Annotated in this window: 28 protein-coding genes; 15 read left to right on the forward strand and 13 right to left on the reverse strand. The window is 63.4% G+C overall.

Annotated elements, in window-relative coordinates; genetic code table 11:
- Nucleotides 1–33: 33 nt before the first annotated feature.
- The 4 genes from AWB80_RS19790 to AWB80_RS19805 all read right to left on the reverse strand — a co-directional run bounded on the left by AWB80_RS19790 (nt 34) and on the right by AWB80_RS19805 (nt 3,848).
- The gene (locus AWB80_RS19790) at nt 34–924 is read right to left on the reverse strand and encodes an NAD(P)H-binding protein (RefSeq protein WP_061176351.1); all 891 of its coding nucleotides are present in this window, start codon (nt 922–924) and stop codon (nt 34–36) included.
- Nucleotides 925–1,082: 158 nt separating this feature from the next.
- Nucleotides 1,083–1,655, reverse strand: coding sequence for a TetR/AcrR family transcriptional regulator (locus AWB80_RS19795; protein WP_061176352.1), 573 nt, complete (start codon nt 1,653–1,655; stop codon nt 1,083–1,085).
- A gap of 145 nt (nt 1,656–1,800) precedes the next feature.
- Nucleotides 1,801–3,042 carry an NAD(P)/FAD-dependent oxidoreductase gene (locus AWB80_RS19800; protein ID WP_061176353.1) on the reverse strand — a complete coding sequence of 414 codons (1,242 nt, stop codon included), beginning with the start codon at nt 3,040–3,042 and terminating at the stop codon, nt 1,801–1,803.
- Between the two features lie 23 nt (nt 3,043–3,065).
- Entirely contained in the window at nt 3,066–3,848 is a 783-nt protein-coding gene (locus AWB80_RS19805) for an ABC transporter substrate-binding protein (RefSeq protein ID WP_061176425.1), read from the reverse strand.
- A 154-nt stretch (nt 3,849–4,002) separates the two neighbouring features.
- On the opposite strand from AWB80_RS19805, the gene AWB80_RS19810 reads away from it, so the two are divergent.
- Both AWB80_RS19810 and AWB80_RS19815 read left to right on the forward strand, forming a co-directional pair.
- Nucleotides 4,003–4,998: an ornithine cyclodeaminase family protein gene (locus AWB80_RS19810; protein ID WP_087131419.1), complete on the forward strand. Its 996-nt coding sequence runs from the start codon at nt 4,003–4,005 to the stop codon at nt 4,996–4,998.
- A 44-nt stretch (nt 4,999–5,042) separates the two neighbouring features.
- Nucleotides 5,043–5,696 carry a helix-turn-helix transcriptional regulator gene (locus tag AWB80_RS19815; protein WP_061176354.1) on the forward strand — a complete coding sequence of 218 codons (654 nt, stop codon included), beginning with the start codon at nt 5,043–5,045 and terminating at the stop codon, nt 5,694–5,696.
- A gap of 46 nt (nt 5,697–5,742) precedes the next feature.
- Here AWB80_RS19815 and AWB80_RS19820 read toward each other — a convergent pair whose 3' ends face one another.
- From AWB80_RS19820 to AWB80_RS19830, 3 genes are read right to left on the reverse strand one after another with little or no spacing between them, the layout of a single operon-like run.
- Nucleotides 5,743–6,321, reverse strand: coding sequence for a HutD/Ves family protein (locus AWB80_RS19820; protein WP_061176355.1), 579 nt, complete (start codon nt 6,319–6,321; stop codon nt 5,743–5,745).
- A complete protein-coding gene (locus tag AWB80_RS19825; RefSeq protein ID WP_061176356.1) occupies nt 6,318–7,247 on the reverse strand; it encodes an agmatinase in 930 nt (309 codons plus the stop codon). The genes AWB80_RS19820 and AWB80_RS19825 overlap by 4 nt, the downstream gene beginning before the upstream one ends.
- A 39-nt stretch (nt 7,248–7,286) precedes the next feature.
- Nucleotides 7,287–8,597, reverse strand: coding sequence for an MFS transporter (locus AWB80_RS19830; RefSeq protein ID WP_061176357.1), 1,311 nt, complete (start codon nt 8,595–8,597; stop codon nt 7,287–7,289).
- Between the two features lie 147 nt (nt 8,598–8,744).
- Between AWB80_RS19830 and AWB80_RS19835 the strand changes: the two genes are divergently transcribed.
- The gene (locus AWB80_RS19835) at nt 8,745–9,692 is read left to right on the forward strand and encodes a LysR family transcriptional regulator (protein WP_061176427.1); all 948 of its coding nucleotides are present in this window, start codon (nt 8,745–8,747) and stop codon (nt 9,690–9,692) included.
- Between the two features lie 37 nt (nt 9,693–9,729).
- Here the strand turns inward: AWB80_RS19835 and AWB80_RS19840 are convergent, their stop codons facing one another.
- The 4 genes from AWB80_RS19840 to AWB80_RS19855 form a co-directional block, all read right to left on the reverse strand.
- On the reverse strand, nt 9,730–11,280 hold the full coding sequence (locus AWB80_RS19840) for a purine-cytosine permease family protein (protein WP_061176358.1): 1,551 nt from the start codon (nt 11,278–11,280) through the stop codon (nt 9,730–9,732).
- Between the two features lie 125 nt (nt 11,281–11,405).
- Nucleotides 11,406–12,359, reverse strand: coding sequence for a LysR family transcriptional regulator (locus tag AWB80_RS19845; RefSeq protein WP_061176428.1), 954 nt, complete (start codon nt 12,357–12,359; stop codon nt 11,406–11,408).
- A 29-nt stretch (nt 12,360–12,388) separates the two neighbouring features.
- On the reverse strand, nt 12,389–13,822 hold the full coding sequence (locus AWB80_RS19850; protein WP_061176359.1) for an NAD(P)/FAD-dependent oxidoreductase: 1,434 nt from the start codon (nt 13,820–13,822) through the stop codon (nt 12,389–12,391).
- A gap of 49 nt (nt 13,823–13,871) precedes the next feature.
- Nucleotides 13,872–14,219: a cupin domain-containing protein gene (locus tag AWB80_RS19855; RefSeq protein WP_061176360.1), complete on the reverse strand. Its 348-nt coding sequence runs from the start codon at nt 14,217–14,219 to the stop codon at nt 13,872–13,874.
- Between the two features lie 214 nt (nt 14,220–14,433).
- Between AWB80_RS19855 and AWB80_RS19860 the strand changes: the two genes are divergently transcribed.
- From AWB80_RS19860 to AWB80_RS19905, 10 genes are all read left to right on the forward strand, one after another.
- Nucleotides 14,434–15,279 (forward strand): helix-turn-helix domain-containing protein, encoded by an 846-nt coding sequence (locus tag AWB80_RS19860; protein ID WP_061176361.1) that lies wholly within the window; start codon nt 14,434–14,436, stop codon nt 15,277–15,279.
- Nucleotides 15,280–15,388: 109 nt separating this feature from the next.
- A complete protein-coding gene (speB, locus tag AWB80_RS19865; RefSeq protein WP_061176362.1) occupies nt 15,389–16,339 on the forward strand; it encodes an agmatinase in 951 nt (316 codons plus the stop codon).
- 17 nt (nt 16,340–16,356) lie between these two features.
- Entirely contained in the window at nt 16,357–17,832 is a 1,476-nt protein-coding gene (locus AWB80_RS19870) for an aldehyde dehydrogenase family protein (RefSeq protein ID WP_087131425.1), read from the forward strand.
- Nucleotides 17,833–17,992: 160 nt separating this feature from the next.
- On the forward strand, nt 17,993–18,427 hold the full coding sequence (locus AWB80_RS19875; protein ID WP_061176364.1) for a hypothetical protein: 435 nt from the start codon (nt 17,993–17,995) through the stop codon (nt 18,425–18,427).
- 266 nt (nt 18,428–18,693) lie between these two features.
- Nucleotides 18,694–18,933, forward strand: a complete 240-nt coding sequence (locus AWB80_RS19880; protein ID WP_061176365.1) for a hypothetical protein — start codon at nt 18,694–18,696, stop codon at nt 18,931–18,933.
- A gap of 207 nt (nt 18,934–19,140) precedes the next feature.
- A complete protein-coding gene (locus tag AWB80_RS19885) occupies nt 19,141–19,455 on the forward strand; it encodes a type II toxin-antitoxin system prevent-host-death family antitoxin (protein ID WP_061176366.1) in 315 nt (104 codons plus the stop codon).
- Complete coding sequence (locus tag AWB80_RS19890; protein WP_061176367.1) at nt 19,452–19,823, forward strand: hypothetical protein; 372 nt, start codon at nt 19,452–19,454, stop codon at nt 19,821–19,823. The genes AWB80_RS19885 and AWB80_RS19890 overlap by 4 nt, the downstream gene beginning before the upstream one ends.
- 74 nt (nt 19,824–19,897) lie before the next feature.
- A complete protein-coding gene (gene hfq, locus AWB80_RS19895) occupies nt 19,898–20,173 on the forward strand; it encodes an RNA chaperone Hfq (RefSeq protein WP_087131420.1) in 276 nt (91 codons plus the stop codon).
- An 82-nt stretch (nt 20,174–20,255) separates the two neighbouring features.
- Nucleotides 20,256–20,903, forward strand: coding sequence for a hypothetical protein (locus tag AWB80_RS19900; RefSeq protein WP_061176368.1), 648 nt, complete (start codon nt 20,256–20,258; stop codon nt 20,901–20,903).
- A 113-nt stretch (nt 20,904–21,016) separates the two neighbouring features.
- Nucleotides 21,017–22,234, forward strand: coding sequence for a GGDEF domain-containing protein (locus tag AWB80_RS19905; RefSeq protein WP_061176369.1), 1,218 nt, complete (start codon nt 21,017–21,019; stop codon nt 22,232–22,234).
- A gap of 92 nt (nt 22,235–22,326) precedes the next feature.
- Here the strand turns inward: AWB80_RS19905 and AWB80_RS19910 are convergent, their stop codons facing one another.
- Nucleotides 22,327–22,599, reverse strand: coding sequence for a phage tail protein (locus tag AWB80_RS19910; RefSeq protein WP_087131426.1), 273 nt, complete (start codon nt 22,597–22,599; stop codon nt 22,327–22,329).
- A 321-nt stretch (nt 22,600–22,920) separates the two neighbouring features.
- Here AWB80_RS19910 and AWB80_RS19915 point away from each other — a divergent pair, with 321 nt between their 5' ends.
- Nucleotides 22,921–23,331 carry a tautomerase family protein gene (locus AWB80_RS19915; RefSeq protein WP_061176371.1) on the forward strand — a complete coding sequence of 137 codons (411 nt, stop codon included), beginning with the start codon at nt 22,921–22,923 and terminating at the stop codon, nt 23,329–23,331.
- On the opposite strand, the gene AWB80_RS19920 is transcribed toward AWB80_RS19915, so the two are convergent.
- The gene (locus AWB80_RS19920; protein ID WP_061176372.1) at nt 23,328–24,275 is read right to left on the reverse strand and encodes a GlxA family transcriptional regulator; all 948 of its coding nucleotides are present in this window, start codon (nt 24,273–24,275) and stop codon (nt 23,328–23,330) included. The genes AWB80_RS19915 and AWB80_RS19920 overlap by 4 nt on opposite strands.
- A 178-nt stretch (nt 24,276–24,453) precedes the next feature.
- Between AWB80_RS19920 and AWB80_RS19925 the strand changes: the two genes are divergently transcribed.
- Nucleotides 24,454–25,248 (forward strand): SDR family NAD(P)-dependent oxidoreductase, encoded by a 795-nt coding sequence (locus AWB80_RS19925; protein WP_061176373.1) that lies wholly within the window; start codon nt 24,454–24,456, stop codon nt 25,246–25,248.
- Nucleotides 25,249–25,256 lie beyond the last annotated feature (8 nt).

Raw genomic sequence — 25,256 nt, forward strand, 5'->3', positions numbered from 1 at the left:
CGCATGAGCACGTGCTGCGTCCCGGGCCTGTCGTCAATCGATGCCAGCGCCGAAGACTCGCCGGTTCGCGCGAACGAATTCCTCGACGGTCTGCGGCGCCTTTCCCGTGATCCGTTCGATGACGTCATCGACGCCTTCGAACACGCCGTTCCGGTAGTCGATGGCTACTTCGATGAAATGCTGGATCGTGAACTCGGGAAGATCGTAGTTCCGCAGATGCTCGCGATATCCGTCGAGCGTGTCCGGGCTATACGTGATTTTCCTGTCGATGACCTGGCTGATCCTGTCCGCGATTTCGTGATAGTCGAGCTGCACGGGTCCGCAGAGTTCGTAAGTCTTGCCAATGTGGCCGGACGGCTGCGTCAGCACCGCGGCGATGAAGCGAGCCTGATCCTCTGCTGCGATCGGAGCGTGACGTCCGTTGCCATAGGGAAGAGCGATCTTCCCTTCCTTGACGATCGTATCGCGCACCCACGGGAAAACCAGCCATTCAGAGAAGAACGTCGGGCGGATATGCACAGTCGGCACGCCCGACCAGTCGAGAACGCGTTCCGCGATCCAGTGATCGCGGGCGGCGTTGCTCTTCGAATCTTCACGGGCGGAGATCTGCGACATCTCCACGACGACTTCCAGACCGGCGCGCCGCGCCGCATCCGCAAAGTACGCCGTTCCCTGAATGAATCCGGGACGCACCGGGTAGCAGAGGTACGCGCCCGACACGCCCGAGGCGGCGCGAATCAGATCGTCATGCTTGAGCAGATCGCCCACGATGACTTCGGCGCCCGCCGCACGAAGCGCCGCGCTGCGCTCGTCTTCCGTGCGAACCATCGCGCGCACGGCATGTCCGGCCGCGAGAAGGTTGTTGACTGTATGAACGCCGGTTTTTCCAGTCGCACCGGTGATCAGGAATTTGCGTTGTTGCATGACGAAGCCTCCAATCGATGAGTGGATGCACCCGCGAGAGTGCGGAAAGCGGTTTGCCCCGTGGCCGGTATCGTCGCGATCCGGGTTTGGTCTCGATGCAAGAGTGTGTATATGCACATTTCGGTGCGAACTTTTCAGTCTGAGACTGCCCGCGAGGCTCAAATCGCAGCGATGTGTTGCCTGACGTCTTCCAGCAGCGATGCGGACGCCTCGGGGTCAGCAATGATTCGGGACATGGTGAGCGCGCCGATCATGGCCGATAGCGCAAACGCAGCCTTCGAACGGCTGGTCTCTCCGTCCGGACTTCGGATGCGCTTTGCCAGCATGTCGACGAACTCGTCGAAGCCGCGAGATGCGGCCGCGCGCGTGGATTCGTCCGCACGCGCGAGTTCGCTGCCCATGCTCGCAAGGGGACAGCCGCCGGCCGGACGATCGCGGTGGGACGTCGACATGTAGGTATCGACGAGAGCCTTGAACCCTTTTTTGCCGGCGCCTTTCCCGGCTGCGGCCTCAAGCGCACCGATGATGTCCGCGATGGCCGCTTCACAGGCTTCGGCGACCAGATGCTCCTTCGAGCCGAAATGCCGATAGAACCCGCCATGCGAAAGCCCGGCGGCAGCCATTACATCGGCCACGCCGGTGGAGTGGATGCCGTTCGTCCTGAATTCGCCGGCTGCAATTTCGACGATGCGGCGGCGGGTTTGCGCGGTGTCGAGCTGGGATCTCTTCATGATTCGACTTGATGCGTGATCGGATATTTTAGATGATAGGCGTCATCTAAAAAGAAATCAAGCACAGAAACGAAGGGCACGAAAGCGCCCGACGTGAATCGCGAAGTGACTTTGCTGCACGCAGACCGATGTCGATGGAAGGTTTCTAGAACCTTCCTGGCCTATAGGGAGCCGTATCGGTGAAGCCCGCTTCCCCGTTCATCAACTCACTGACGAGCCTTCCCGTCACCGGACCAAGCGTAAGTCCATGATGCGCGTGCCCGAACGCGAACCAAAGCCCAGGGTGGCGATCCGCAGGCCCGATCACCGGGCGCATATCCGGCGTACACGGCCGCAGGCCCAGCCACGGCGACTCGTCGATGCGCGCCCCGAGGCCGAACGCCGGTCGCGCGATTCGCTCGGCGCGTTCCAGTTGCCGCGGGTTAGGTGGCCGGTTCCGGCAGGCAAGCTCGACGCCGGTAGTCAGTCGCAGGCCACGCCGCATCGGCGCCACTACATAGCCGTTCTCGATGTCGACGACCGGCCTCGCGAGCGCAGCGCGTCCATTACTCTCGTAATGCATGTGGTAGCCGCGCTTGGCCATGAGCGGAACTCGGTAGCCGAACTTGCGCACCACGTCGCCGGACCAGATGCCGAGCGCGACCACGGCCGACTGCGCTTCAACCGGTCCGCTCGCGGTCATCACGCGCCAGCCACTTCCCGACGGTTCGAGCGTCGCGGCATCGCCGATCAGGAAGCGTCCGCCCTCGCGCTCGAATAGCGCCGCATAGCCTTTCGTCAGGGCGCCGGGATCGATCACGCTGCGTGGGTCCGTCCAGTGAATCGCACCCGCGTAAGCGCCTTCGAGCGACGCCTCCAGTCCATGCAGCGCGCTTCCGTCGAGCACCTTCATGCCGAGCTGGTATTCGGTCGAGATCCGTCTCGCGGCGCTCGCCTCCCGCTCGAACTGCTCGCGCGAGCGATAAGCTTCGAGCCAGCCCGTGGGCCGCACGAGATCGGCGTGACCTGCCCGCGCGGCGAGCGCCTCGTGCTCGGCCACGCTTCTGCGGATGAGCGGGAGCAAGTCGTGCGCGGCGGCAGCGAGACGTTTGGGCGCCGATTCCCACCAGAACCGCGCGAGCCACGGCGCGTACGCTGGCAACGAGCGCAGGTCGTAACGAAACGCAGTCGAGCGGTTCATTGCGAATTTCAGCACCGTGCCCCAGTCACGTGGAAACGCATAAGGCACGACCGACGACGCCTCGATCAGCCCCGCGTTACCGAAGCTCGCTGCTTCGCCGGGCGCCTGGCGGTCGACGAGCGTCACCTGCCATCCGCGCTGCCGCAGATGTAGCGCGACGCTTACCCCCACGATGCCCGCACCGAGCACGATTGCGTCCTGAGCCATATTCCGATGCCTCGATAAAGTACTTACTTCGCAATGATGTCGCGTTTGAAGTACTTTTGCGACAGTTGACTCAATGTGCCGTCCTTCTTCAATGAATCGAGCGCGGCGACCACTTTCGCCTTCAGCGCCGCATCGTCCTTGCGCAAGCCGATGCCGGTGCCTTCGCCAAGCGTCGAAGGATCGGTGAGCGCGCCGCCCGCGAAGTCGAAGTTCTTGCCTTCGGGCTTCGCGAGGAATCCGTCGATCGCGGTTTGCACTTCCTGCACGGCGCCTTCGAGTCGCCCGGCCGACAGATCCGCAAAGATCTGATCCTGGCTTTGATACGTCACGATTTGCACGCCCTCGCTCGCCCAGTGCTTGCGCACGTAATCTTCCTGCGTCGAACCCTGCAACACGCCCACCGACTTGCCTTTCAGGCTTGCGGGCGTCGGCAGCAGGTTCGAGCCTCGCCTGGCGATCATCTGGATCGGCATGACGTAGATGGGCGGCGTGAAGTCGATCGCCTGCTTGCGCTTGGCCGTTATGTTCATCGCCGAATTGATCGCGTCGAACTTGCGCGCCTGCAACGCGGGAATCAGCCCGTCGAAGCTGTTTTCCACCCACACGCACTTCATCTTGATGCGCTGGCACACCGCGTTGCCGATATCGATGTCGAAGCCCTCGAGCTGACCCGTCGGCGTCTTGCTTTCGAACGGCGGATACGAGGCCTCGACGCCGAATCGCAAGGTCTGCGCCTGCGCATGCGCCAGACCGAATGTGAACGCGAGGGTCGTCGCGCCAGCGAAGCAAATCATCTTCCAGTTCATTGTCGTCACCAAAGTTCGTTTGTGAACCACCGTCTGTCGCGTCAGGCGCGCGAGTGTCGCCACGCGCTCTTCAGGAATATAGAACAAAAATAAAATAAAAGTCTAGAATAGACAAAATTGTCCGTTCTGACGGATCTGAACCGGAGGCTTTCAAATGACTTCTCTGTTCGAAAAATCGGGGAATGGCGCGCGCGCCGCCCAGATGCCGTTCATCGTCGACGACGACGAGGTGCGGCTGGCGTTGCCCTCGCTCGACATCCGCGGCGCGCTCCACGACATGTTCGCCGCGCTCGGCGAGGGCGAAGCCGTGCAGCCGCCGCAGACGCTTACGCTTTTCCCGAAAAGCGCGGGTGATTTCATCACCTATCTCGGCGCGCTCGCGAAGCACGAGGTGTTCGGCGCCAAGCTCTCGCCGTATCTGGCGCAGCCGGGCGCGCCGATCGTCACTGCCTGGACCACGCTCATGTCGATGCGTACCGGCGCGCCGCTGATGTGGTGCGATTCGGCTCGCCTCACGACCGAGCGCACAGCGGGCACGACAGCGCTCGCGGTCGAGCGCCTCGCGCGCGTATCGAGCGAGCGTCTTGCGATCATTGGCTCGGGGAGCGTCGCGCTTGCGCATCTGCGGCATGTCGCGCCGTTACGCGAATGGTCGGAGATCCGCATCTACTCGCCGCGTCTTGTCAGCGAGCGCGCGAGTGCGCTGCAGGCGCTCGACGCGCGGGTGCGCGTCGCGGCTTCGGCTGCCGAGTGCGTGCGCGACGCGGATGTCGTGATGCTGTGCACATCCTCGGGTACTCCGGTGCTCGCGCTCGATGCGCTCACGAAACCCGCGCTCGTCACCTCGATCAGCACGAACGTCGCGCTCGCGCACGAGATCGATCCGGCAATGCTGAGCCTGCTCGATGTCTACTGCGACTATCGGCCGACGACGCCGTCGAGCGCGGGCGAGATGGTGATCGCCCGGGAACGTCACGGCTGGTCGCCGGATGCGGTCGTCGGGGACCTTGCGGAGCTTGCGCGCGGCACGTGTCCGACGCCCTCGCACGAGCGTTCCGTGTTCTTCCGCTCGATCGGCCTCGGCCTCGAGGATATTGCGGTCGCACATGTGCTCTATGTCCATCTCATGAAGCGGCGCGCGGCGGCCTAGCGGTATCATCGGCCTTCGCCGGCCCCGAACTGATCTCTACTTCCATGCCACGACGCAAGACGCCCACGCCCGTTCAATCCGCACGCGAAGCGCTGCTCGCGCGCTATGCGCACATCGCGGACAGCATCACGACGCTTTTCTTCCCCTATGCGGAAGTGGTGATTCACGATCTCTCGGACCAAACGATCGCGTATCTGTCGAACAATCTCTCCAAGCGCGAGATTGGCGATGACTCGGCGCTGGAAGAAGTCGAGGAAACTGCGCGCGAACGCCGTGTTGGTCCCTATGAGAAGCTCAACTGGGACGGACGCCGCATGCGCTGCATGAGTACGGTGCTGTTCGACGATGCGGGCAACGCGGCGGGCGTGATGTGCATCAACTTCAACATTGCAGCCTTCGAAGACATCCGCTCCACGCTCGATCTCTTCCTGCGCGGTGCGGGCGTCGTGGCACAGCCTGTCGAGCTTTTCAAGGACGATTGGCAAGAGCGTATCAACACCTTCCTGCACGGGTGGCTCCGCGAGCGGCAGATTGCGCTCAACTCGCTCACGCGCGATCACCGGCGCGAACTCGTCGAGGCGCTGCACGCTCAGGGCGCGTTCAAGGGCAAGAGCTCAGCCAACTATGTCGCCAAGGTGCTGGGGATGGGACGCGCGACGGTCTACAAGCATCTGCGCGAGATGAGGGGCGAAGCCTGAACAATCGATTTTTCGGCGTGACCGCGACGGGCACGCCGCGCCGTTTTTAATCGAGCGGGGAGAAATCGACGAGAAACGCTACCGAGCCGCTCGTCGTTGCGATGGACGCCGCGCCAGTCGGCTCGATGAAATGCGACTCGTCGACTTCGAGCGTACTTCCGTCATCGAGCACGACGCATGCGGACCCCTGCGCCACGAAGAGCAAGCGGCATGTCGAAACCGGCACGATGCGGGAGCCATCGACGATCCTCAGCTCCGCGACGCCGCCATCGCGTCTGACCATGACGTTGAAATCCAGAACCGGTCCGTCGAGCAGGCGGTTGCGTAGTTGTCGTTCTCCCGCGAATGCGAGCGACGAAAACCGGCCGGCGACCGTGTGCCAGACAGCGCCGTCCGATTGATCGATCAGGTCCATGCCCGAACCCCGCAGGATCGCCAGGATTCTTTCGATACCGGGATAAACCGAGAATGCACCATCGTCATTCACATCGGCGACGCTCACGCGTAGCACGAAGTCATCGGGATCATGTTGCGCGGGAACTCTGAGCAATTCGCGTGTCGTGCCCTTGCCGTTTTTCCATCGTGTCGCCGGAACATCGGCGAGGTGCCGCCGCGTCGTGCTCATGAAGCCATGCGGCGCGCGTGCTGTCCGATCACGTTGGTCAGGAGACGCACGATTGTCAGCGCGGTCATGTCCCGTACGTCGAGCGCGGGATGATGTTCGACGAAATCGATGCCCGCGAACTGCGCCTTCATGCAGAGATGCCTGAGAATGCCGCGCGCCTCATGAAAGCTCAGCCCGCCGGGCAAGGGCGCGATTACGCCCGGCGCGATTGCCGGATCGAGCCCGTCGACATCGAAGGTCACGAACCACGGCGCATCGTTCACCAGATGCTTCGTGACGGCACCGATGCCCTCGTCGTGCACGAGTTCCGCCGGCACCAGCACGTTGCCCGAGCGCAAGGCGTCCTCGACATCGCTTGCACGCGCGCTGCCGCTGCCGCGCAAGCCGACTTGCACGATGCGTTTCACGAACGGCATTTCGCGGATGCGCCGGATCGGGCTCGAATAGCCGTGCCGCTCGCCGTTCACTTCGTCGCGGAAATCGAGGTGCGCATCGAACTGCAGCACATTGAGCGGGCCGCGCGATTCATAGGCGCGCACGCAGAGCGGCGGAATCGAATCGTCACCGCCGAGCACGATCGGGATCGCGCCGCGCGTGAGCAGCGCAGCGACCGCCGATGTCACCGCCGCCGCGTTGCGTGCGACGTCGAGCGTGCCGGGCACGTTACCGCAGTCGACGCCCGTCGCGCCCGAGTCGCCGAACAGCGTGCCTTGCAGATCGAAATCGAAGTGGCCGGTTTGCCGTCCGTAACGAAAGCTGCGCTCGCGGATCTTGTCGGGCGCGTTCGAGACGTCGCAATGAAGCAGCGCCGGGCCGTAGGGAATGCCGTAGGGCGCGCCGAGCACGGCGAAGGTCGCGTCGACCTTGCTCAGATCCGGCTCGGCGGGAAAGGCGAGAAACGGAGTTTTCGGTGAATCGCAAAGCATGGAAACCTCGATGAGAAAGACGAATGCGCGAACCGTGCGTCAGTCGGCGACGACGTGCTCCAGCACGCCGGAGCGAATCGGCCCGAGCGCGAAGATATAGATGAGGCACCCGATGATCGCGACGATCGATGCCGACACGAGGCCCGGCGTGAACGACCCGGTCGCGTCCTTCAGGAAGCCGATGACGGCGGGACTCGCGATGCCCGCGAGATTCGCGACGCAGTTCTGGAAACCCGCAACCGTGCCGGCCACGGAGCGCTCGCCGCGCGTGGAGATGTCGGCGGGCAGCGCGAGAATGCTCGACGTGGCGACGGAGACGCCAAAGAACGCGATCGACAGAAGCAGCAGCGCGAGCCAGGCCTGCGTGACGATTCCGGCGAGACCGATCGTCGCGCTCAACGCCATGCCGACGACGATGCAGGCCTTGCGCGCGAAGTTCAGGCCGTAGTGGCTCGCGGCGATGCGGTCCGAGATCCAGCCGCCGAACCACGAGCCGACGAGTCCCGCGAGGCCCGGCAGGATGCCGTAGAAACCGAGCTGGAGCAGGGTGAAGCCGCGCTCCTTGACGAGGTAGGTGGGATACCAGGTGATGAAAAAGTAGATCACGTAGCCCTGGCAGGCAAAGCCGAGCGACATTGCCCAGACGACGCGGGACGTGAAAAGTTGGCCCCACTTGATGCGCACGGCGGGCTTCTTCGTGGCGGGCGCGTCTTCTTCGATGTGCTTTGCTTCGGCTTCGTTGACGAAGCGGCTTTGCGAGGGAAATTCGCTGGCCACGAAGAGCCACACGACGACCCACACGAGTCCAACGGCGCCCGTGAAGATGAACGACGCCTTCCAGCCGTAGGCCGTGATGATCGCGGTGCAGATGGGCAGGGCGATGAGCGTGCCGCCGCGCGCGCCGCAGTCGTAGATGCCGGAGGCGAGGCCGCGCTCGGTCGGCGGAAACCAGCGTTCGACGAACTTCGTGGCGGCCGGAAAGGCCCCGGCTTCGCCCACGCCGAGCAGGAACCGCAGACCGAGCAGCGAGGCCGCGCCACGCGCGAGACCCGTCGCCATCGTGAACACCGACCACCACACGACCGCGGCGGCGAACACGGCTTTTGCGCCCAACCGGTCGACGAGCATGCCGGCCGGAATCTGAAACGCTGCGTAGGTCCAGAAGAACGCGCCGAGAATCAGCCCCGACTGCCCCGACGACAGATGCAGTTCCGTGTTCATGTACGGCAGGGCGACCGCGAGATTCGCGCGATCCATGTAATTGGTGACGATCGCGAGAAACGCGAGGAACACCATGAACCATCTGAATTTCGTGGGCTTTTCGGCCTGCGCGATCGCTGTCGTTTGCATTGTCGTCTCCGCGGCTCCTGACGAGCCCGTGTCATCCGTGTGTGCATACAATTTCAGCGAAAAATCGGCTTATGCGCCAATACATCTTTGAACGCGAGTCCATAACCGTGGGTTATGCTTTTGGATTGCGCGCATTCCGGAGACGACATGGCCAGGCAGACGCTCAACTACCATCAGGTCCAGTTGCTCTATGAGGTCGTCCGGTGCAGGACGCTTACCGCGGCCGCGCAGAACATGCACATCTCGCAGCCCGCCGTGACCAAGCAGCTCAAGGCGCTGGAAGAAAGCCTGGGCGTGAGGCTGTTCAAGCGCGAGAAGGGCCGGCTGCTGCCTACGGCCGAGGCAATCCTGCTGTTCGAGCAGACCGAGCGCACCAATGCCAGCTTGCGCGCCCTGAACGAGCTTGCTGACGGATTGCGCACTGGCACGCTCGGGCGCCTGAGCATCTGCGCCTATCCGGCGATCACGGAACGTCTGCTGCCCGAAGCTATCGCGGCATTCCAGGCGCGCTTTCCCAAGGTTTTCGTGGAGGTCGCCATCGAGAACGCGGAGAAGATGCTGGATCTGGTCGAGAGCCAGCAGGTCGATCTGGGCATCTGCACGCCGTTCCGGGAGATGAGAAATGTCATCGAGCAACACTTGCTCGATTCCACAATCGTCTGCGCAATGCCTTCCGATGATCCGCTCGCGAAGCGGCGCATGCTGCGCATTGCCGATCTTCACGACGTTGCGCTGACGACCGTGGGGGCGCTCGAAAGCATTCCTGAATTGCAGGCGCTGCTCGCATCGGCCGACACCGGAGCGATGATTCATGCGCGCGTGTCCAGTTCCGCGCTGGCATGCCGCATGGTTCAATCGACTGGAGGCCGTGCGATCGTCGAGAGTCTGACGGCCGCGTCGATCGATGTGAGCGGGCTCGCGTTCGTACCAATCGAACTGATCCCGCCGCGCACGATCGCGATGCTGCGCCCGTCGTTGCGGCCAGGGAGTTCTTTCACCGACGCGTTTTGCACGATCATTGCGGAGCAGGCGCGAAGCCTTGGCGCCGTTATGGCGCAACGGGGCGGACTGCATGGCAGACGCGCGAGCGCTTAGCGTTCGCGCGCCGCGCTTGCGGTCTTGAACTGCGCTGTTACTCGGCCTGCTCGCGACTGCCCGCGAGGTTATGCACGCGCGAACTCATGGCGACCGGCGCGGCGTTGCGCCCGCGCTGCTGCTGCGCGCCGAAGAACCGGCGTCCTTGCGGGCCGTACACGGCGTCGGGTTCGGGAAAGCGCCACAACATCGCCAGATAGAGCACGCCGCCGACGGCGAACGACACCGGCACGCTCAGATCGCAGCCGCCCGCGAGCGCGCCGAGCGGCCCGACGAACTGCCCCGGCAGATTCACGAACGCGAGACCGACGAACGCCGCCGGCAGCCACGCGCCCATCGCGCGCCAGTTCCAGCCATGCGTGAACCAGTAATGGCCGCCGCGGCCGCCGCGGTTGAACACCTGCAGATCGTCGGCGAGATAGAAGCCGCGGCGCTGCAGGAAGCCGATCACCATGATCGCCATCCACGGGCAACTGAAGGTGCAGATGAGCGTCGAGAACGTCGCCACGCTTTCGACGAGATTGAACGCAAAGCGGCCGACGAAAATGAAGCCGATAGCGAGCGTGCCGATCAGCATCGTCGCGCGCACGCGGTTGAGGAAGCGCGGAAACATGCTCGACATGTCGAGGCCCGTGCCGTAGAGCGCGGTCGTGCCCGTCGACATCCCGCCGATGATCGCGATGAGGCACATCGGCAAGAGGAACCAGCGCGGCGACACGGCGAGCAGACCGCCCACGTAGTCGTTCGCGCTGATGTAGCTTGGCGCCTTCGTCGCGATGATCGTCGCGGTGGCGAGGCCGAAGAAGAACGGCACGAAGGTCGCGATCTGCGCGACGAACACGGCGCCCATCACGCGATGACGCGGCGTCGATGGCGGAATGTAGCGCGCCCAGTCGCCGAGCGTCGAAGCGAACGACACCGGATTGCTGAGCGCCACCAGCGCCGCGCCGATGAACGCGGCCCAGAAGCCCGCGCTGCCGTGCTGGAGCGTGCCCGCGTAGTGCATGTCGAAGGCGTTCGCGAAGGCGAGCGCGCCGAGCACGAACATGAGGCTCGCCGCCCATACCGCGATCTTGTTCACCCACAGCATGAAGCGAAAGCCATAGATGCACACGATCAGCACGAGCACGGCGAACACCATGTACGCCGTGCCGAGCGTCCACGGATTGACCGGCAGGCCCACCATGTCGTGCGCGCCGCCCACGAGCGCGTCGCCCGAGCTCCACACCGCGAGCGAGAAGAACGCGACCGAGGTCAGCACCGCGAGAAACGAGCCGACGATCCGCCCGTGAATGCCGAAGTGCGCGCCCGACGAAACCGGATCGCTCGTGCCGTTGCGCGGCCCGAACAGGCTCATCGGCGCGAGGATGCAGGTGCCCGCGAGCACGCCGAGGATGATCGCCCACAGGCTCGCCTCGAACGAGAGGCCGACGAGGATCGGAAAGCTGCCGAGCACCGATGTCGAAAACGTGTTGCAGCCGCCGAACAGCAGCCGGAATAGATCGATGGGCCGCGCATAGCGCGACGCGTCGGGAATGCGCTCGAAACCGAAGGTTTCGATCTGCGTGATGCTCGTGCTGTCAGCCATGTTGTCTCGCTCCTTTAGGTGTCGTCAAGCGCGTCGCGCCTGCTACCGCACTGTCGTTATGTGGCGGTCACTCTGATGCACTCGAATAAACGTTCACATCGGGCATGGCCGATGTCTGGCGATGCTCATGCTTCCACTGCTATTTCAGGCTGTTTCACGCGGGCGTCGCGCTCGTGCGCCCGCGTGCCATAGACGCCGAAAAGGTCTTCACAGAAGGCGCGCACGATCGGTTGGTCGGCCATGCCGCGCTTCATCGCGAGATGCAGCGGCACGTCGAAGCCGAACGCGGTACGCCCGAGCACGCGGATCAGGCCGCGCTGCTCGAAGCTTTGCGCGTGATGCGCGGGCAGATAGCCGATATGACTGCCCGACAGGATCAGCACGGTGGCCGCATCGATGCTGTCCGCGATGGCCGTCACCCTGCGTTCGCCGATGCTCGCGAGTTCCTCGGGCACGGGATAGCTGCGCCAGATCCAGTCGTGCGCGCGCAACTGGTCGAGCGTCACATCCGGTCCGCCATGAAAGAGCGGATGACCGCGCCCGCAGCAGATCACCTGCCGTTCGCTGAACAGGCGGCTGTACGACAGCCCCGCGACGCGATGCCAGAAGTAACCGATCGCGAGATCGAGTTGCGCATTGACGAGGCTCTCTTCGAGTTCCTGCGGCGGCGCGACGTGCATCGCGAAGCGCACGGCCTGATCGCGCTTGCGGAACGCGCCGATCGCTTCGGCGAGCCGCGCGTTCTCGACGTGCGACGCCTGGCCGATCAGACCGATCGACAAGGTGCCCACGAGCTTGCGGTCGATATCGCGCACCTGCGCGACGAACTGCGAGGTCGCGGCGATCAGCGCGCGCGCCGATGCGACGAAGCGCTCGCCCTTCGACGTGAGCCGGAAGCCGCCGCGCCCGCGCTCGCACAGCCTGAAGCCCATGCGCGCCTCCAGCGCGGAAAGCTGCGAGCTGATGGTCGACTGGCGCACGCCGAGCGTCGCTTCGGCGGCGGTGATGCCGCGCGCGTCGACCACGGCGAGAAAGACGCGCACGAGGCGCAGGTCGAGATCGGAAGTATTGGAAAACATGCGGATGGCTCGCGTCGGCAACGCCGCGTTCACATGGGGAAACCCATCGCCTTGATGCCCTTGATCCACGCGCGTTTCCAGCCGCCTTCGGCATCGGCGCCGTCGAACGCGTGGAAGGTCACCTTCGCGGCCAGCCAGCGCACCGGCTCGGGCGGAATGTACGTGGGGCTTTGCCTGGCGATATCGAGCGCGCGCTCGGGGCTGTCGCGATCGAACAGGATGTTCAGGCCCATGAACGCGCCGAAGCGGCTCGCGGCCACGCCGAAACCCGTGTAGCCCGCGACGAACACGGCCTTGTCGCCGAGATAGCGCTTCGCGAACACCGAACCGCGCGAACAGTAATCGATCGGGCCGCCCCACGCATGCGAGAAGCGCACGTCGCTCAATTGCGGAAAGGTCGTGTAGAACGCCTGCGCGAGCCGGTAGTACGTTTCGCGGTTCTGATCGCCCGGCGGATTGGGATCGCCATCGAAGTGATAGCTTACGAGGCCGCCGAAGATGATGTTGTTGTTCTTCGTGAGACGGAAATAGTTGAGCTGCGTGCGCGTGTCGTAAATGCCCTGACGCTGCGCCCAGCCGATGCGCGACAGTTGTTCGTCGGTGAGCGGCTCGGTAGCGAGCACGTGATCGCGCACCTGCAGCACGCGCCGGTTGATATCCGCAATGCCGACCTTCGCGGTGCCGCTACCGAACAGCACGCGCGTCGCGCGCACCGTGCCCGCAGGCGTCTTCACGAAGACGCTCGCGCCTTCGTCGCTCACGCTCATCAGCGGGGTGTTTTCGTAGAGCCGCACGCCGAGCGTGAGCGCCGCGCGCTTGAGCCCCCACGCGAGCTTGGCCGGATGCACGATGCCGCTGCGGTTGCGCGACCAGAGCGCACCCGCGAACAGTGGCGAGTCGAGCTGCGCGCGCGTGGCCGCCGCGTCGAGCAGTTCGACATCGTGGCCGTAGGACTTGTGCAGATCGTAGTCGGCCCGCAGATGCTCGACGTGATCGGGGTCGACCGCCACCGTCATCTCGCCGTTCCATTCGATGTCGGCGTCGATGTCGTAGCGCCTGAGCGTCTCCTCGAAGCCATCGAGATTGCGCTGCCCGAATTCCTCGAGTTCGGCGATATCGTTCGGAAACACCCGCACGGCGTTGGGCAGGCCATGCATCACCGAGGTCGAAATGATGCCGCCCGCACGTCCCGACGCGCCATGCGCGACCTGTCCCGCTTCGATCAGCACGACATCGAGTTCGGGCATCTGCTCCTTCGCCTGCACCGCGGCCCACAGGCCGGTGAAGCCGCCGCCGACGATCAGCAGATCGGCGCGCGTCTCGCTCGTGAGCGCGGCTTCGGCGGGCGGCTCTGCGGGATTGTCGAGCCAGTAGGGAAAGAGCTTCGTGCGGGCGAGCGCTTCTTCGACGCTCAGCGTGGGCGCGGGCACCTCCGCTTCGAGAAATTGGGCGCGGTCGTTCATGCCTGGTCTCCTGTTCGGCTGCCGTGCGGGCGGCGGCGTTCGACGACGGTTATTGCTGCGGTTCGAGCACGATGTAGAACTTCTTCGCGTCTTCGATGGTTTCCCAGCGGCCCGCGAAACCGGCCGGCAGAAGATAGCCCTGTCCCGCTTCAAACTCCTTGCGGCCGCCGTTCACGTCGGTCAGCGCGATCCTGCCTTCGACGAGCCACACGGCTTCGTCGGCGGTCGTCGCGGGGAAATCGACAGCGCCGACCTTGCCTTCCCACCAGCCGATCACGTAGTTGCCGTTCTGGCCTTGCGCCGCGCGCCAGTCGCTTTCGTCCATGCCGTAGTCCAGCTTCGTGAATTGGCCAATGCCTGCGCCTAGCGGCGCGATGTCCTGAATCAGCTTGCTCATGTGAGTCCTTGATTGCGTCGGTTTTCAATTGAATCGGTGGAGGAAAGTTACCGACTCGGAACGCCCCGGTATGCCCCCCCTCAGGGGAGGCAAAACGTGTTTCCTGATTCGGGGGTAAACACCTAGCGCACGCGAAATATTCGCTGGAAACCCCGTGTGGCGGGCGTTGCGGCGCATGGGCTAAAATCGGACAGCCTTTTCTCTGGGGCGCGCCATGCTGCTCAACGTACCCCCGCTCAACCGCGATTCAGCCGACTTTCCGCTTTCGTTCAAGGCGCTCGGCCAAGTGATCGAAGCGGTCGGCACACCTGATTTCGTGCCGCGTCTCACGCTGTTTCTCAATGACATCGTGCCGCTCAATGTCGTGCACATCGAGCGCTCGCGTGTCGATCACAGCAGGCCCACGGGCTTTCGCCGCGAATGGATCGGCAGCAGCGGCGTGGGCATGGACAGCGGCGTGATCTCCGAAGTCATGACGCTCTACTACGACCGCTTCTACGACAGCGATCCGCTCTTCGCGGGCATTCGCGGCAAGATCGGCACGCTGCTCGTGGTGCGCGACATCGGCGCGATACCGCCCGGCGAATTTCGCCAGCGCCTCTTCGACGAAGCGCTGATCGCGCACGAATGCGTGCTCGCGCGCGGCACGCCGCACGCGCAGGATTCGATCGCGCTCGAACGCGCGCTCGATGCGCCGCCGTTCACACTCGCCGAGATGAACCGCTTTCGCAAGGTGAGCGAATTTCTGTTTCCGCTGCTGGAGCTGCACGCCTCGACGAGCGCCGCGCGACGTGTCGCGCATCCCACCTCGTTCCTGCATCCGCTCGCGCAATTCGATGCGCGCATCGCCGCCGACCACGTGCGTCTGTCCAAACGCGAGTACGAAATCTGCGCGCACCTCATCACGGGCCGCACGGTGCCGGAAGCCGCGGAGATCATCGGCGTGCGAACCGGCACGGCCGAGTCGTATGTGAAGCGCGCGTTCGCGAAACTCGGCGTGCGCACCAAGCGCGACCTGATCGCGTGGGGCCAGACTTGCTCCCGTCTGGCGGCGCTCTGAAGGCCCATTCACATAGACCGGGTTCGATGTAAACATTCCCACTTCGTGATTCGCGCGGCGCAGGCATCGCCTAACATCGGCCCGTCCACATAACGATGACGGGAAGCCCATGCAGCGCGAACTCAACCAGCCGCTCGGCGGCAACGACATGCCGCGCTTCGGCGGCATCGCGACGATGATGCGTCTGCCGCAGGCGGCCAGCGCCGATGGCCTCGACGCGTGTTTCGTCGGCGTGCCGCTCGATATCGGCACGTCGAACCGCTCGGGCGCGCGCTTCGGGCCGCGCCAGATCCGCACGGAATCCGTTCTGCTGCGTCCCTACAACATGGCGACGCGCGCCGCGCCCTTCGATTCGCTGCAAGTGGCCGACCTGGGCGATGTCGCCACGAACCCGTATGACCTGAAGGACTCGATGCGTCTCATCGAGTCGGCTTACGAGGCGATCGTCGCGAACGGCTGCCGTCCGATTACGCTCGGCGGCGACCACACGATTGCGTGGCCGATCCTGCGCGCGTTGCACAAGAAGTACGGCAAGGTCGCCGTGGTGCACGTGGACGCGCATGCCGACGTCAACGACACGATGTTCGGCGAGAAGATCGCGCACGGCACGCCGTTTCGCCGCGCGGTCGAAGACGGCCTGCTCCAGTGCGACAAGGTCACGCAGATCGGTTTGCGCGGCACCGGCTATCACGCCGACGACTTCGACTGGTGCCGCGAACAGGGCTTCACCGTGGTGCAGGCCGAAGCGTGCTGGAACCGCTCGCTCGCGCCGCTGATGGAAGAAGTGCGCGCGCGCGTGGGCGACGCGCCCGTGTATCTGAGCTTCGATATCGACGGGCTCGATCCCGCGTTCGCACCCGGCACCGGCACGCCCGAAGTGGGCGGCCTGACCGTGCAGCAAGGCCTCGAAATCGTGCGCGGCATGAAGGGGCTCAACGTCGTGGGCGCGGATCTCGTCGAGGTCTCGCCGCCTTACGATCAGGCCGGCACGACCGCGCTCGTCGGCGCCAATCTCGCCTTCGAGATGCTCTGCGTGATGCCGGGCGTGGCCTACCGATGAACCACGAGAGGACGATCATGACCAATCACACTTCATTCGTGCTGCCCGCCGCGACGATCGCGGGCATGCGCGTCGACGCGTCGAACCGGGAAGCAGGCAACGCGATTCACAACGCTTCCACGGGCGAGATCATCGGCTGGCAGGAACACGCCGATGCCGCACAAGTCGATGCCGCCGTGCGTGCCGCGCACGGCGCGCTCGATGCATGGCGCAACCAGCCGCCCGTAGCGCGCGGCAAGGTGTTGCGCAGAATCGCCGAGCTGCTCGCGGCGAACCGCGCGCAGCTCTCTTCGATGCAGCAGCAGGTGAGCGGCAAGCCGCCGCTCGAAGCCGATACCGATGTGAGCGACGCCATCGCCACGTTCGATTACTACGCGGACCTGTGCGCCGACGCGTCGCTCTTCGCCGCCGATACGCTCGCGCTGCCCGACGACACCGTGACAGGCGAACGGCATTACGAAGCGGTCGGCGTGGCCGCGCTGATCGTGCCGTGGAATTTCCCGATGGTCACGACCGCGTGGAAGATCGCGCCCGCGCTCGCAGCCGGCTGCACGGCAGTGCTGAAACCGTCCGAATTCACGTCACCGGTCGAGCATCGGCTCGCGGAGATCGTCACGGCGGCGGGCGTGCCCGACGGCGTCGTGAATCTCGTGAACGGCGGCGGCGAGGTGGGCGCGCTGCTCGCGGCGCATCCGCTCGTCGACAAGATTTCGTTCACCGGCAGCACGGCGGTCGGCCGCAAGGTCATGCAGGCCGCCGCGCAGGACATGAAGCGGCTGACGCTCGAACTCGGCGGCAAGTCCGCGCTGATCGTGCGCGCCGACGCGGACATCGAACATGCAGTCGCGCTCGCGGTAGGCGGCGCGTTCACGAACGCGGGGCAAATGTGCTCGGCCACGTCGCGCATCATCGTGCACGACGATGTCTATCGCAAGTTCGTCGCGGCTTTCGAAGCAGCCGTGCGTGCGCTCGTGGTCGCGCCGCCTCACATCGGCAATGTCGCGATGGGGCCGCTCGTGTCGCGCGCCCAGCGTGAGCGCGTTCAGGCGCTGCTCGAACAGGGTATCGCGGGCGGCGCGGCCATCGCGTTCAGCGGTGCGCTCGAAAATGCCTGCGCGGAAGGCTTTTTCATGGCGCCCGTGGTCATCGCGGAACCGGATACGGCGAACGTGTTATGGACCGAAGAGGTGTTCGGACCGGTCGCGTGCGTGAAATCCTTTCGCACCGACGACGAAGCCATCGCGCTCGCCAACGACACGCGGTACGGACTCGTCGCGACCGTGGCGACGCGCGACGAAGATGCCGCGCGCCGCTATCGCCGAGCGCTGCGCGCGGGCCTCGTGTGGATCAACACGCCGCAACTGATCTTTCCGCAGGTGTGCTGGGGCGGACTCGGCCTGAGCGGTATCGGCCGCGAACTCGGCGTCGCCGGATTGCGCAGCTATCAGGAATTGCGCCACGCCATCGTGTCGCGTGGCTCCGACCTCGCCTGACGGAAGCTCCTCGTCTTCCATATTAGTGAAAACTTATGGGTCGGTTATAAATGCTAAATAGCGCAAATATTTTCAAGACCTTATAGTTTTTCTCTCGAAGTCGTCAATAGCGCTCATGCCTCTGGCGACCCACGCATTCAACGAATCTGGGAGACAGCAAATGGCAATCGACGCGATCGTGGCGAACATGGACTCCGTATGGACCGCAGGCGGCGAGGACACGAAGCAGGCGGCGCACTACGTGCATGACGCCTCCCTCAAACGCTTCCTGCAAACCATGCGTGACGACGGCTATCCGCTTGCTCTGGTGAGCGACCTCGATGCCGCGCGCCTGAACGACGCCATTGCCGACAAGCTCGGCGACGAAGGTGTTACGTATTTCTCATCGATTCTGTCGTCGGGTGCAAGCGAGTCGCGTTATGCGATGGCGCTTCATACGCTCGCGACGCCCGCGCATCGCGTCGTCGCGGTGAGCGCCGAGGAGGGCGGTTTCGAAGAGGCGCGCAGTTCGGGCATCACGCAGTGCGTCGCCTTGCGCGATGCGCTGCGCCACGCGTCGGCGCCTTTTGGTCGCGCGCATTCGTACGATCGTTAGACCTCGCGAGCGCCTCACTACGCGCGCACGATTCTCCTGAGGCTCTCGAAATGTCTGGCGTTTGCCGACATCGAACGATCGGACTGTTGTTCGCATCCATCGCGTGAGGCGAACAGACGCGCGGATTCGGCTTCGAAATACGCCGTATCCGCTCATAAATTCGATGCAAAGCGGCAATCGGCGGCTTGCAAGATCATTGGCACGCCTCATGCAGAAGAATGGGTGGCGAATTTCACGCCATTCACTTTTTTGCTTGGAGACCAGCCATGACTACGCTGACCATCAACGATCTGCCGCGCACCGACACCCTGCATCGCGACGCGATGTCCTCCATTCGCGGCGGCATCGCCACGATCACTCTGCCGCCGAACGGCAACCCCGGTCCATTGCCGCCCTCTATTCCGGCGTCGCTGCCCGGTCTCGCCGCGATCCTGAAGGATCTGCACATTCCGGTATCGTGGCCTGGGCAGCCGGTTCCTCAGGCGCAGGATCCGCGTCTGCTCTGAACGCGAAATGACATCGTCACGACGATGCGGTGACCGCACCGCCGCCCTGTACGGCGGATGCGGCGCGTTCTGCGCGATGAAGTTCTGACGACCGTACCGCGATGTTATTAAGGGTCGCACTCTTTTGGTTTCACGGGAAACGTGCTTGACATGCAAAAAAGCGCCGCGTAAGTTGCGTTAACGAATTCGTTAATGGATGTACGAAAAATGGCGATTCGCGCACAGGATGTGGTGCCCATCAGTGAGGCCCGGGCGCGTCTGACCGAATTGGCCGATGACGTCGTCGCCGGCGCCGAGAAGGTCTTGACAAAAAACGGTTCCGCTTTCGTTGCAATCGTCGACGCGAGGAAGCTCGATTATTATCATGAGCTCGAGCGCCACGAGCGGGGCCGTCTGTTGATGCTCTCGGACGCGGAACGCGGCATGCACGACGTACTCGCCGGCCGGACTTCCTCTGCCGAAGATTTCAGGCGCGCATTGCAGGAACGTGCCGAGAGGCGCCGCATCAAGGGCGAGACATGATCATCGTCGACGTCGCTGACTCGTTTGGCGAGTCACTCGACGCCATCGAAGGGTTCATGTCCGTTCAGGACGAAGCTTCGGCCGCGCGACGTTCCGGGCACCTTGAAGACGAAATAGTTTCGCTTATTGCGTGCCTGGAGCAGAATCGCAAGATTGGTCGTCGAGCGGAATTCTATTCAGTGACTTCAGCCGCATCGCAGGCGTGGCTGCGGCAAGTTGAGCAGCTGGCTGCACAGGCTCGGTGGTTTGAGTTTCGGGAGTCTGTTCTCTCCGCCTATCTCATCCTGTACGCGTGTTCCGACACGCGCGTGATCCTGCTTTCGATCCATCTCGAACGAGAGGCCAGGTACGGCCCCGATGCTGTCTGATGCTTGCCGGGGCTGGCAGATCGGGCACGATCGGATGCGCTTGAACTCATCAAAATCTCAAAGGCAAAACTGATATGGCGCAGAACCAACCCGGAGTACAAGGTGACTTTCTCAATGCGTTGAGAAAGGAACGAAAGCGTGTCGCGATATATCTGGTCAACGGAATCAGACTGGTTGGACACATTCAATCATTCGATACATACATGCTGTATCTCAATTCGACGACGGGATCCCAGATGATCTTCAAGCACTCGATCTCGACCATCGGCGAAGATACGGGGCCGGCGGTTCGGTCGAACAGCCGGGCGGGCGGCTCGCGCGAGTTCGCAAATCGTTCTCACGCGAAATAGGCGGCTCACGACGTTTCCAGGGGCGCAGCGGTGGCGGCACGCTCAAGCCGCGTTCGCTTTCTGCCAAGGACCCAAAGAGACCATGAACAAAGCAAAGCCGAAACTGACCCGTCAGGACGCTGAGCGCCTTTTCGAGGGCCTGCCTGCGGGAGCAACCACGAGGGCGTCGAGCCGTCCCGAGAATCCTTTCGGGCCGGAAGCGTCCGACGTCGTCAAGCGCGTCGAAGGCGAAGCCGCGCTCTGGAAAGACAACCTGATCACGCTCCCGGTGGCGATCGAGTTGCCTGAAGGCTATGACTCGGTGTCTCGCATGCGCGAAGCGATGACGCGGGCTTTGCGCGTGAAGTGGGTGAGGGAGGGCAAGGACGAGGTTGTCGCCGAATTTCCGGAAGGCTGGACGGCGATTCGCCCTGGAAGTGGCCCCTGCGAGTTACGAGACGCATCCGGCGTGGTCCGGGCGTTATTCGGTTGGGCCAGGAATGCCGAGCTCAGGATCCTGCCGCGTTATCTGATCGAGTCACAGAATAATGGTTCGAACGGGTTGGGAAGCGTGCTTGTTCGCGATCGCGGGAACGGTCGAATCCTCGAGCGGTCTTCCGTCTGGTCGGCGCGCACGGGTACCAACCATCCAGACTGGACCAAGCTCGTAGCCTGGCTTGATTCACGTTATCCAGATCATCGTGACCCGCTGCGCTACTGGGACGATTGCGAAAAAAATATCCGAACCTGATCGAGTTGAACGCGTCAGCGCCAATCAGACATGCGCTCCTCAATTTTCTGATTTCTCTGCCGTAAACGAGTCATGTCAGATCGTCTTCGGCTGGGAGAAAGCTCAACGAGCGCATGCGTGTCGACCTCATCACCCTTTACCTGCTGGCAATCGGAACGCTCCTCGCCAGCAGCGCCCTGACGCTCTGGGAGCGTCGGTCATATCCACGGCGCAGGCGCGAACTCGGCGTGTTCGCGGCCGGTTACGCTACGCTCGCGCTCGGCTGCGCCACCGCCGCGATTCGGCATGACGTTCCCGGCCTTCCCGGCGTCGTGGGCGCCGCGCTGGCGAATCTCATCATCGTCGCCGGCTATCTGCTGAACCTGCACGGCGTCGCGCTCCTGAACGGACGCCGTTACGGCCGGATTTCCCTCAGCATCGTGTCGATGCTCGCGCTCGCCTGGGTCATCGCGGGCAAGCGTGGCGAAGCGGTCATGTGGGCGTACCTCAGCGCGATCCCCATCGCCGTGGTGTGCGGTCTGACCGCGCGCGAACTCCTCGGCACGCGCGATTCCAAGTGGAAGCAGTCGCGCAACATTGCCGTGGCTGTCACGGGCGGTCACGCGCTCTTCTACGCGTTCAGGGTCACCATTCTGCCGTGGCTGGCGGCATCGTTCGGACCGCACTTGCTGGCGATCATCGGCCAGGTGACGATGTACGAAGGGGTGCTCTATTCGGTCATTCTGCCGATGACGCTCCTGCGCCTCGCGCGCGATGAAGCCCACGCCGATCTGCGACGCGAATCGCAAACCGATTACCTCACTGGTTTGGGCAACCGCCGATGGTTCTTCGAAGAAGGCACATGCGCCATCCGAGAGAGCAACGCCTTTGCACCGGTTTCCTGTCTCGCGCTCGACCTCGACCACTTCAAGGCGATCAATGACCGCTTCGGCCACGAAGCCGGCGATGAAGTGCTGAAGTTGTTCGCCAGGACTCTGCGCAGCGTGCTCGGACGCGATGCGATCCTGGCGCGCATCGGTGGTGAAGAATTCGCCGCGCTGTTGCCGGGGCACGAAAGCGCCCGCGCGAAGGACCTGGCCGAAGCCGTTGTTCGTCGATTCTCGCAGACGGTCACGCGCACGGCTGCCGGCGTGGAGATCGCGGCGACGGTGAGCATAGGGATGGCGCGCCTCGGGACCGAGGAAGACACGCTGGCAAAAGTTCTCGCAGTCGCGGACCGCGCGCTCTATAGCGCAAAGTCGCGCGGTGGCAACCGACTCGAGATCGCGCGCGCCGCAACGGCCCGCGCGAATCACGGCGATGCTCCGGAGCGCCGCCTGACCGCCCTCTGAGCTTGCTTCCCGCCGTCCGTCGGGGCGATCGCTCGAAGCGTACCGGAAGCTCTTGGGGAGCTTCCCCGGTCATAGGCCGGCCACTCGTAGGTTTAGTCCCTGCTCGGGAAAATGCCGTTGATGCAGATTGCAAAGTTCATCGGCGGGTAGGGCTTTTCGTTTGCCCCGCCTCCGGCCACTGGCATCGGCGTTAAATTCGGCAACTGGAACGTGCTTGTCCCGTCGCCACCGTAGAAATTGCCAATCAATGCAAACAGCGCCTGGAAATGCGCGATCTGCAGAGGCTGGCCTTGACACAGCATCCAGCCCTTGGGCGCCCAGCCGAAGCTGAACATGCGAATTTCACCGATATACGCGTCATCCATTGACTTCTCCTCGGTTGTCATCGATCAAAGGAACGACACCTGCTCCAGACCGCTCCTGGCCCCACACGGCACATTACCGCTCGATTTGCCACGCAAGTTCCGGCTGCGACGCGCCCGGTAGTCTTACCCCTGTGTTTCGCTTCGCCCGTTACCTCGATATCGTAGAAGACATTGCTGACGATGGTGCCACCATTTTAGGCCGCACGCTCCCGCGATCTGGCGAAGACAGTGATCACTCGAGCGTCCGGAAACCTTGCGCATGTGACATTGGAACGGCCTCGCGTCCGGTCGAAAATGGGGCTTTCGAGGAGTGTGACGACCATGCCCTACCTGCAACTGGATGTATGCGACCACTATTCAGTGGAAGACAAGCGACGTCTGGCACTCAAGATGAGCGAGACCTATGCGCGGATGATGTCGGTGGACATCAGGCGTATCAGCGTCGCGATTCGAGAGCTGGGTGAAGGAGGTGTCTGGCGGATTCCCGAAGCCGGTGAAGCGCCCGTGCCGGTCGCGGTCATGATGCTGGACATCAGAAAGGGCAGGGCGCCCGCGATGCGTATGAAGGTGGCCAAGGCGCTTTGCGCGCATTGCATCGAAATTCTCGGCCTTCGTGAAGACCGGCTCAACGTCGAATTCACCCAGCATTCCGGGGATGAAATGTATCACCCGGCGCTCGGGGGCTATAGCCCGGAATGGACGCCTGGCGAGCACCCAGGCGAGACATCCTAAAGCGCAAGCGGCGTGATACCTGACGCCCGCTGTATGGTTTGCGGTGGCTGACCGAATGCACGCAGGAAGGCTTGACGCATGCGTTCCCGGTCACCAAAACCGGTCTCTCTCGCCACGATCTCGATAGGATGACGAGTCGTTTCCATCATCAGTCGAGCGGCTTCAACGCGAAGCCGCTCGACCGCCTTGGCGGGCGATTGCCCCGTTTCCTCACGAAATACACGGCTGAACTGACGCGGGCTTAGCCGTGCTGCTTCGGCCAACCGTTCGACCGACAAATCGCTCGCCAGGTTTTCACTCGCGTAGGTCAGCGCCATCTGCACGCGGTCCGAGCGCGCCCCCATCTCCAGCAGCGCAGAGAACTGCGACTGGCCGCCCCCGCGTCGCTGATAAAGCACGAGTTTGCGCGCGACCATGCGCGAGGTTTCCAGCCCGAAATCGTTTTCGACGATCGCGAGGGCGAGATCCACGCCCGCGCTCATACCGGCCGACGTCCACATCTGCCCGTCGACGACGTAGATGCGGTCTTCTTCGAGCCGGATGTTCGGATACTGCGTCTGGAACGCACGTGCGTGAAACCAGTGCGTCGTTGCCCGCTTGCCTTCCAGCAGACCCGCAGCTGCCAGAACGAACGCTCCGGTGCAGATCGAGGCAATACGTCGTGAATGGCGCGGCGTTTGTCGAAGGTATTCCACCAACGCGGCCGAAGGAAGGCGGCATTCGTTGTCGCCCGCGACGATGATCGTGTCGTAGCCGTCTTTGGCAAGCGGTTCGCTGTGAACCGAAAACCCTTGGGACGAAGCGATCGGTCCGCCATGCTCGGACACGATGCTGAACTGGTACGAAGTTTCGTCGCGCAGAAGGTTGGCGTATTCGAAGACGCTCGCCACGGCCAGCGCGAGCGACTGGAAATTTGAATATACGAGAAGTCCGACGGTATGCATGATTTCACGCGTGTGATGGCCTGATTCATTGAAGGTAGCATGAAACGGACAACCGCGCGGTCCATCCGCCATGGCTTAAATCATTGCATATATGGCATTGAGGTCTCAGGCAGCCAAGATCAGAATTCGCTCCATGAACCGACATCCCCGTTGGTTCAACCCACTCAAAGGAACGATCATGACTGCTTCTACGAAAGGTTTCGCGCTGGTCACGGGTGCGTCGGCGGGCATCGGCGCCATCTACGCAGACCGCCTCGCCAGGCGCGGTTTCGACCTCATTCTGGTGGCGCGTAACCAGACTCGACTGAACGCGCTCGCCGAGCGTCTCACGAAAGAAACGGGCCGCTCCGTCGAGACCGTTGCCGCGGATCTCAACGACAAGGCCGCGCTCGCGAAAATCGAAAGCATGCTGCGCGAAGACCCGCGCATCACGATGCTGGTGAACAATGCGGGCGTCGGCTCGGTGGCATCGGTGCTGGACGGCAATGTCGATTCCATGGAATCGATGATCGACCTGAATATCACGGCGTTGACGCGCCTCACCTACGCGGTCGCGCCCGCGTTCGCCGCCAAAGGCTCGGGCACCATCATCAACCTCAGTTCGGTAGTCGGCATTGCAGTCGAATTGCTGAATGGTGTCTACAGCGCCTCGAAGTCGTACGTGCTGAGCTTCGGCCATGCGCTGCAGCGCGACCTCGCGGGCAAGGGTGTGCGTGTGCAGACCGTTCTGCCCGCAGCGACGGCAACCGAGTTCTGGGACGTCGCGGGCTACGCGAAGCAAAAGGAAGCCGCGAGCACGATGACGGCAGACGATCTCGTGGATGCCGCGCTCGTCGGTCTGGATCAGGGCGAACTCGTGACCATTCCGACGCTGCACGACGGCGACGACTGGACAAAGTGGGAAGCGGATCGTCGCGCGCTGGCTCCCAGGTTCGCCAATGCAAAGGCCGCTCCACGCTACGCGCAACGGTGAGGGACCGG

Origin of the sequence: Caballeronia pedi (genome assembly GCF_001544915.2) — a bacterium.
GTDB lineage: Bacteria > Pseudomonadota > Gammaproteobacteria > Burkholderiales > Burkholderiaceae > Caballeronia > Caballeronia pedi.

What these genes read in the sequence shown, in the direction of transcription:
- speB (WP_061176362.1), top strand. Translation starts at nt 15,389, where the DNA reads ATGCAGCGCGAACTCAACCAGCCGCTCGGCGGCAACGACATGCCGCGC.
- AWB80_RS19830 (WP_061176357.1), bottom strand. Translation starts at nt 8,597, where the DNA reads ATGCAAACGACAGCGATCGCGCAGGCCGAAAAGCCCACGAAATTCAGA.
- hfq (WP_087131420.1), top strand. Translation starts at nt 19,898, where the DNA reads ATGGCGCAGAACCAACCCGGAGTACAAGGTGACTTTCTCAATGCGTTG.
- AWB80_RS19880 (WP_061176365.1), top strand. Translation starts at nt 18,694, where the DNA reads ATGACTACGCTGACCATCAACGATCTGCCGCGCACCGACACCCTGCAT.
- AWB80_RS19890 (WP_061176367.1), top strand. Translation starts at nt 19,452, where the DNA reads ATGATCATCGTCGACGTCGCTGACTCGTTTGGCGAGTCACTCGACGCC.
- AWB80_RS19845 (WP_061176428.1), bottom strand. Translation starts at nt 12,359, where the DNA reads ATGTTTTCCAATACTTCCGATCTCGACCTGCGCCTCGTGCGCGTCTTT.
- AWB80_RS19855 (WP_061176360.1), bottom strand. Translation starts at nt 14,219, where the DNA reads ATGAGCAAGCTGATTCAGGACATCGCGCCGCTAGGCGCAGGCATTGGC.
- AWB80_RS19885 (WP_061176366.1), top strand. Translation starts at nt 19,141, where the DNA reads ATGGCGATTCGCGCACAGGATGTGGTGCCCATCAGTGAGGCCCGGGCG.
- AWB80_RS19875 (WP_061176364.1), top strand. Translation starts at nt 17,993, where the DNA reads ATGGCAATCGACGCGATCGTGGCGAACATGGACTCCGTATGGACCGCA.
- AWB80_RS19810 (WP_087131419.1), top strand. Translation starts at nt 4,003, where the DNA reads ATGACTTCTCTGTTCGAAAAATCGGGGAATGGCGCGCGCGCCGCCCAG.
- AWB80_RS19920 (WP_061176372.1), bottom strand. Translation starts at nt 24,275, where the DNA reads ATGCATACCGTCGGACTTCTCGTATATTCAAATTTCCAGTCGCTCGCG.
- AWB80_RS19840 (WP_061176358.1), bottom strand. Translation starts at nt 11,280, where the DNA reads ATGGCTGACAGCACGAGCATCACGCAGATCGAAACCTTCGGTTTCGAG.
- AWB80_RS19900 (WP_061176368.1), top strand. Translation starts at nt 20,256, where the DNA reads ATGAACAAAGCAAAGCCGAAACTGACCCGTCAGGACGCTGAGCGCCTT.
- AWB80_RS19915 (WP_061176371.1), top strand. Translation starts at nt 22,921, where the DNA reads ATGCCCTACCTGCAACTGGATGTATGCGACCACTATTCAGTGGAAGAC.
- AWB80_RS19925 (WP_061176373.1), top strand. Translation starts at nt 24,454, where the DNA reads ATGACTGCTTCTACGAAAGGTTTCGCGCTGGTCACGGGTGCGTCGGCG.
- AWB80_RS19835 (WP_061176427.1), top strand. Translation starts at nt 8,745, where the DNA reads ATGGCCAGGCAGACGCTCAACTACCATCAGGTCCAGTTGCTCTATGAG.
- AWB80_RS19815 (WP_061176354.1), top strand. Translation starts at nt 5,043, where the DNA reads ATGCCACGACGCAAGACGCCCACGCCCGTTCAATCCGCACGCGAAGCG.
- AWB80_RS19825 (WP_061176356.1), bottom strand. Translation starts at nt 7,247, where the DNA reads ATGCTTTGCGATTCACCGAAAACTCCGTTTCTCGCCTTTCCCGCCGAG.
- AWB80_RS19905 (WP_061176369.1), top strand. Translation starts at nt 21,017, where the DNA reads ATGCGTGTCGACCTCATCACCCTTTACCTGCTGGCAATCGGAACGCTC.
- AWB80_RS19860 (WP_061176361.1), top strand. Translation starts at nt 14,434, where the DNA reads ATGCTGCTCAACGTACCCCCGCTCAACCGCGATTCAGCCGACTTTCCG.
- AWB80_RS19800 (WP_061176353.1), bottom strand. Translation starts at nt 3,042, where the DNA reads ATGGCTCAGGACGCAATCGTGCTCGGTGCGGGCATCGTGGGGGTAAGC.
- AWB80_RS19820 (WP_061176355.1), bottom strand. Translation starts at nt 6,321, where the DNA reads ATGAGCACGACGCGGCGGCACCTCGCCGATGTTCCGGCGACACGATGG.
- AWB80_RS19805 (WP_061176425.1), bottom strand. Translation starts at nt 3,848, where the DNA reads ATGAACTGGAAGATGATTTGCTTCGCTGGCGCGACGACCCTCGCGTTC.
- AWB80_RS19790 (WP_061176351.1), bottom strand. Translation starts at nt 924, where the DNA reads ATGCAACAACGCAAATTCCTGATCACCGGTGCGACTGGAAAAACCGGC.
- AWB80_RS19795 (WP_061176352.1), bottom strand. Translation starts at nt 1,655, where the DNA reads ATGAAGAGATCCCAGCTCGACACCGCGCAAACCCGCCGCCGCATCGTC.
- AWB80_RS19850 (WP_061176359.1), bottom strand. Translation starts at nt 13,822, where the DNA reads ATGAACGACCGCGCCCAATTTCTCGAAGCGGAGGTGCCCGCGCCCACG.
- AWB80_RS19910 (WP_087131426.1), bottom strand. Translation starts at nt 22,599, where the DNA reads ATGGATGACGCGTATATCGGTGAAATTCGCATGTTCAGCTTCGGCTGG.
- AWB80_RS19870 (WP_087131425.1), top strand. Translation starts at nt 16,357, where the DNA reads ATGACCAATCACACTTCATTCGTGCTGCCCGCCGCGACGATCGCGGGC.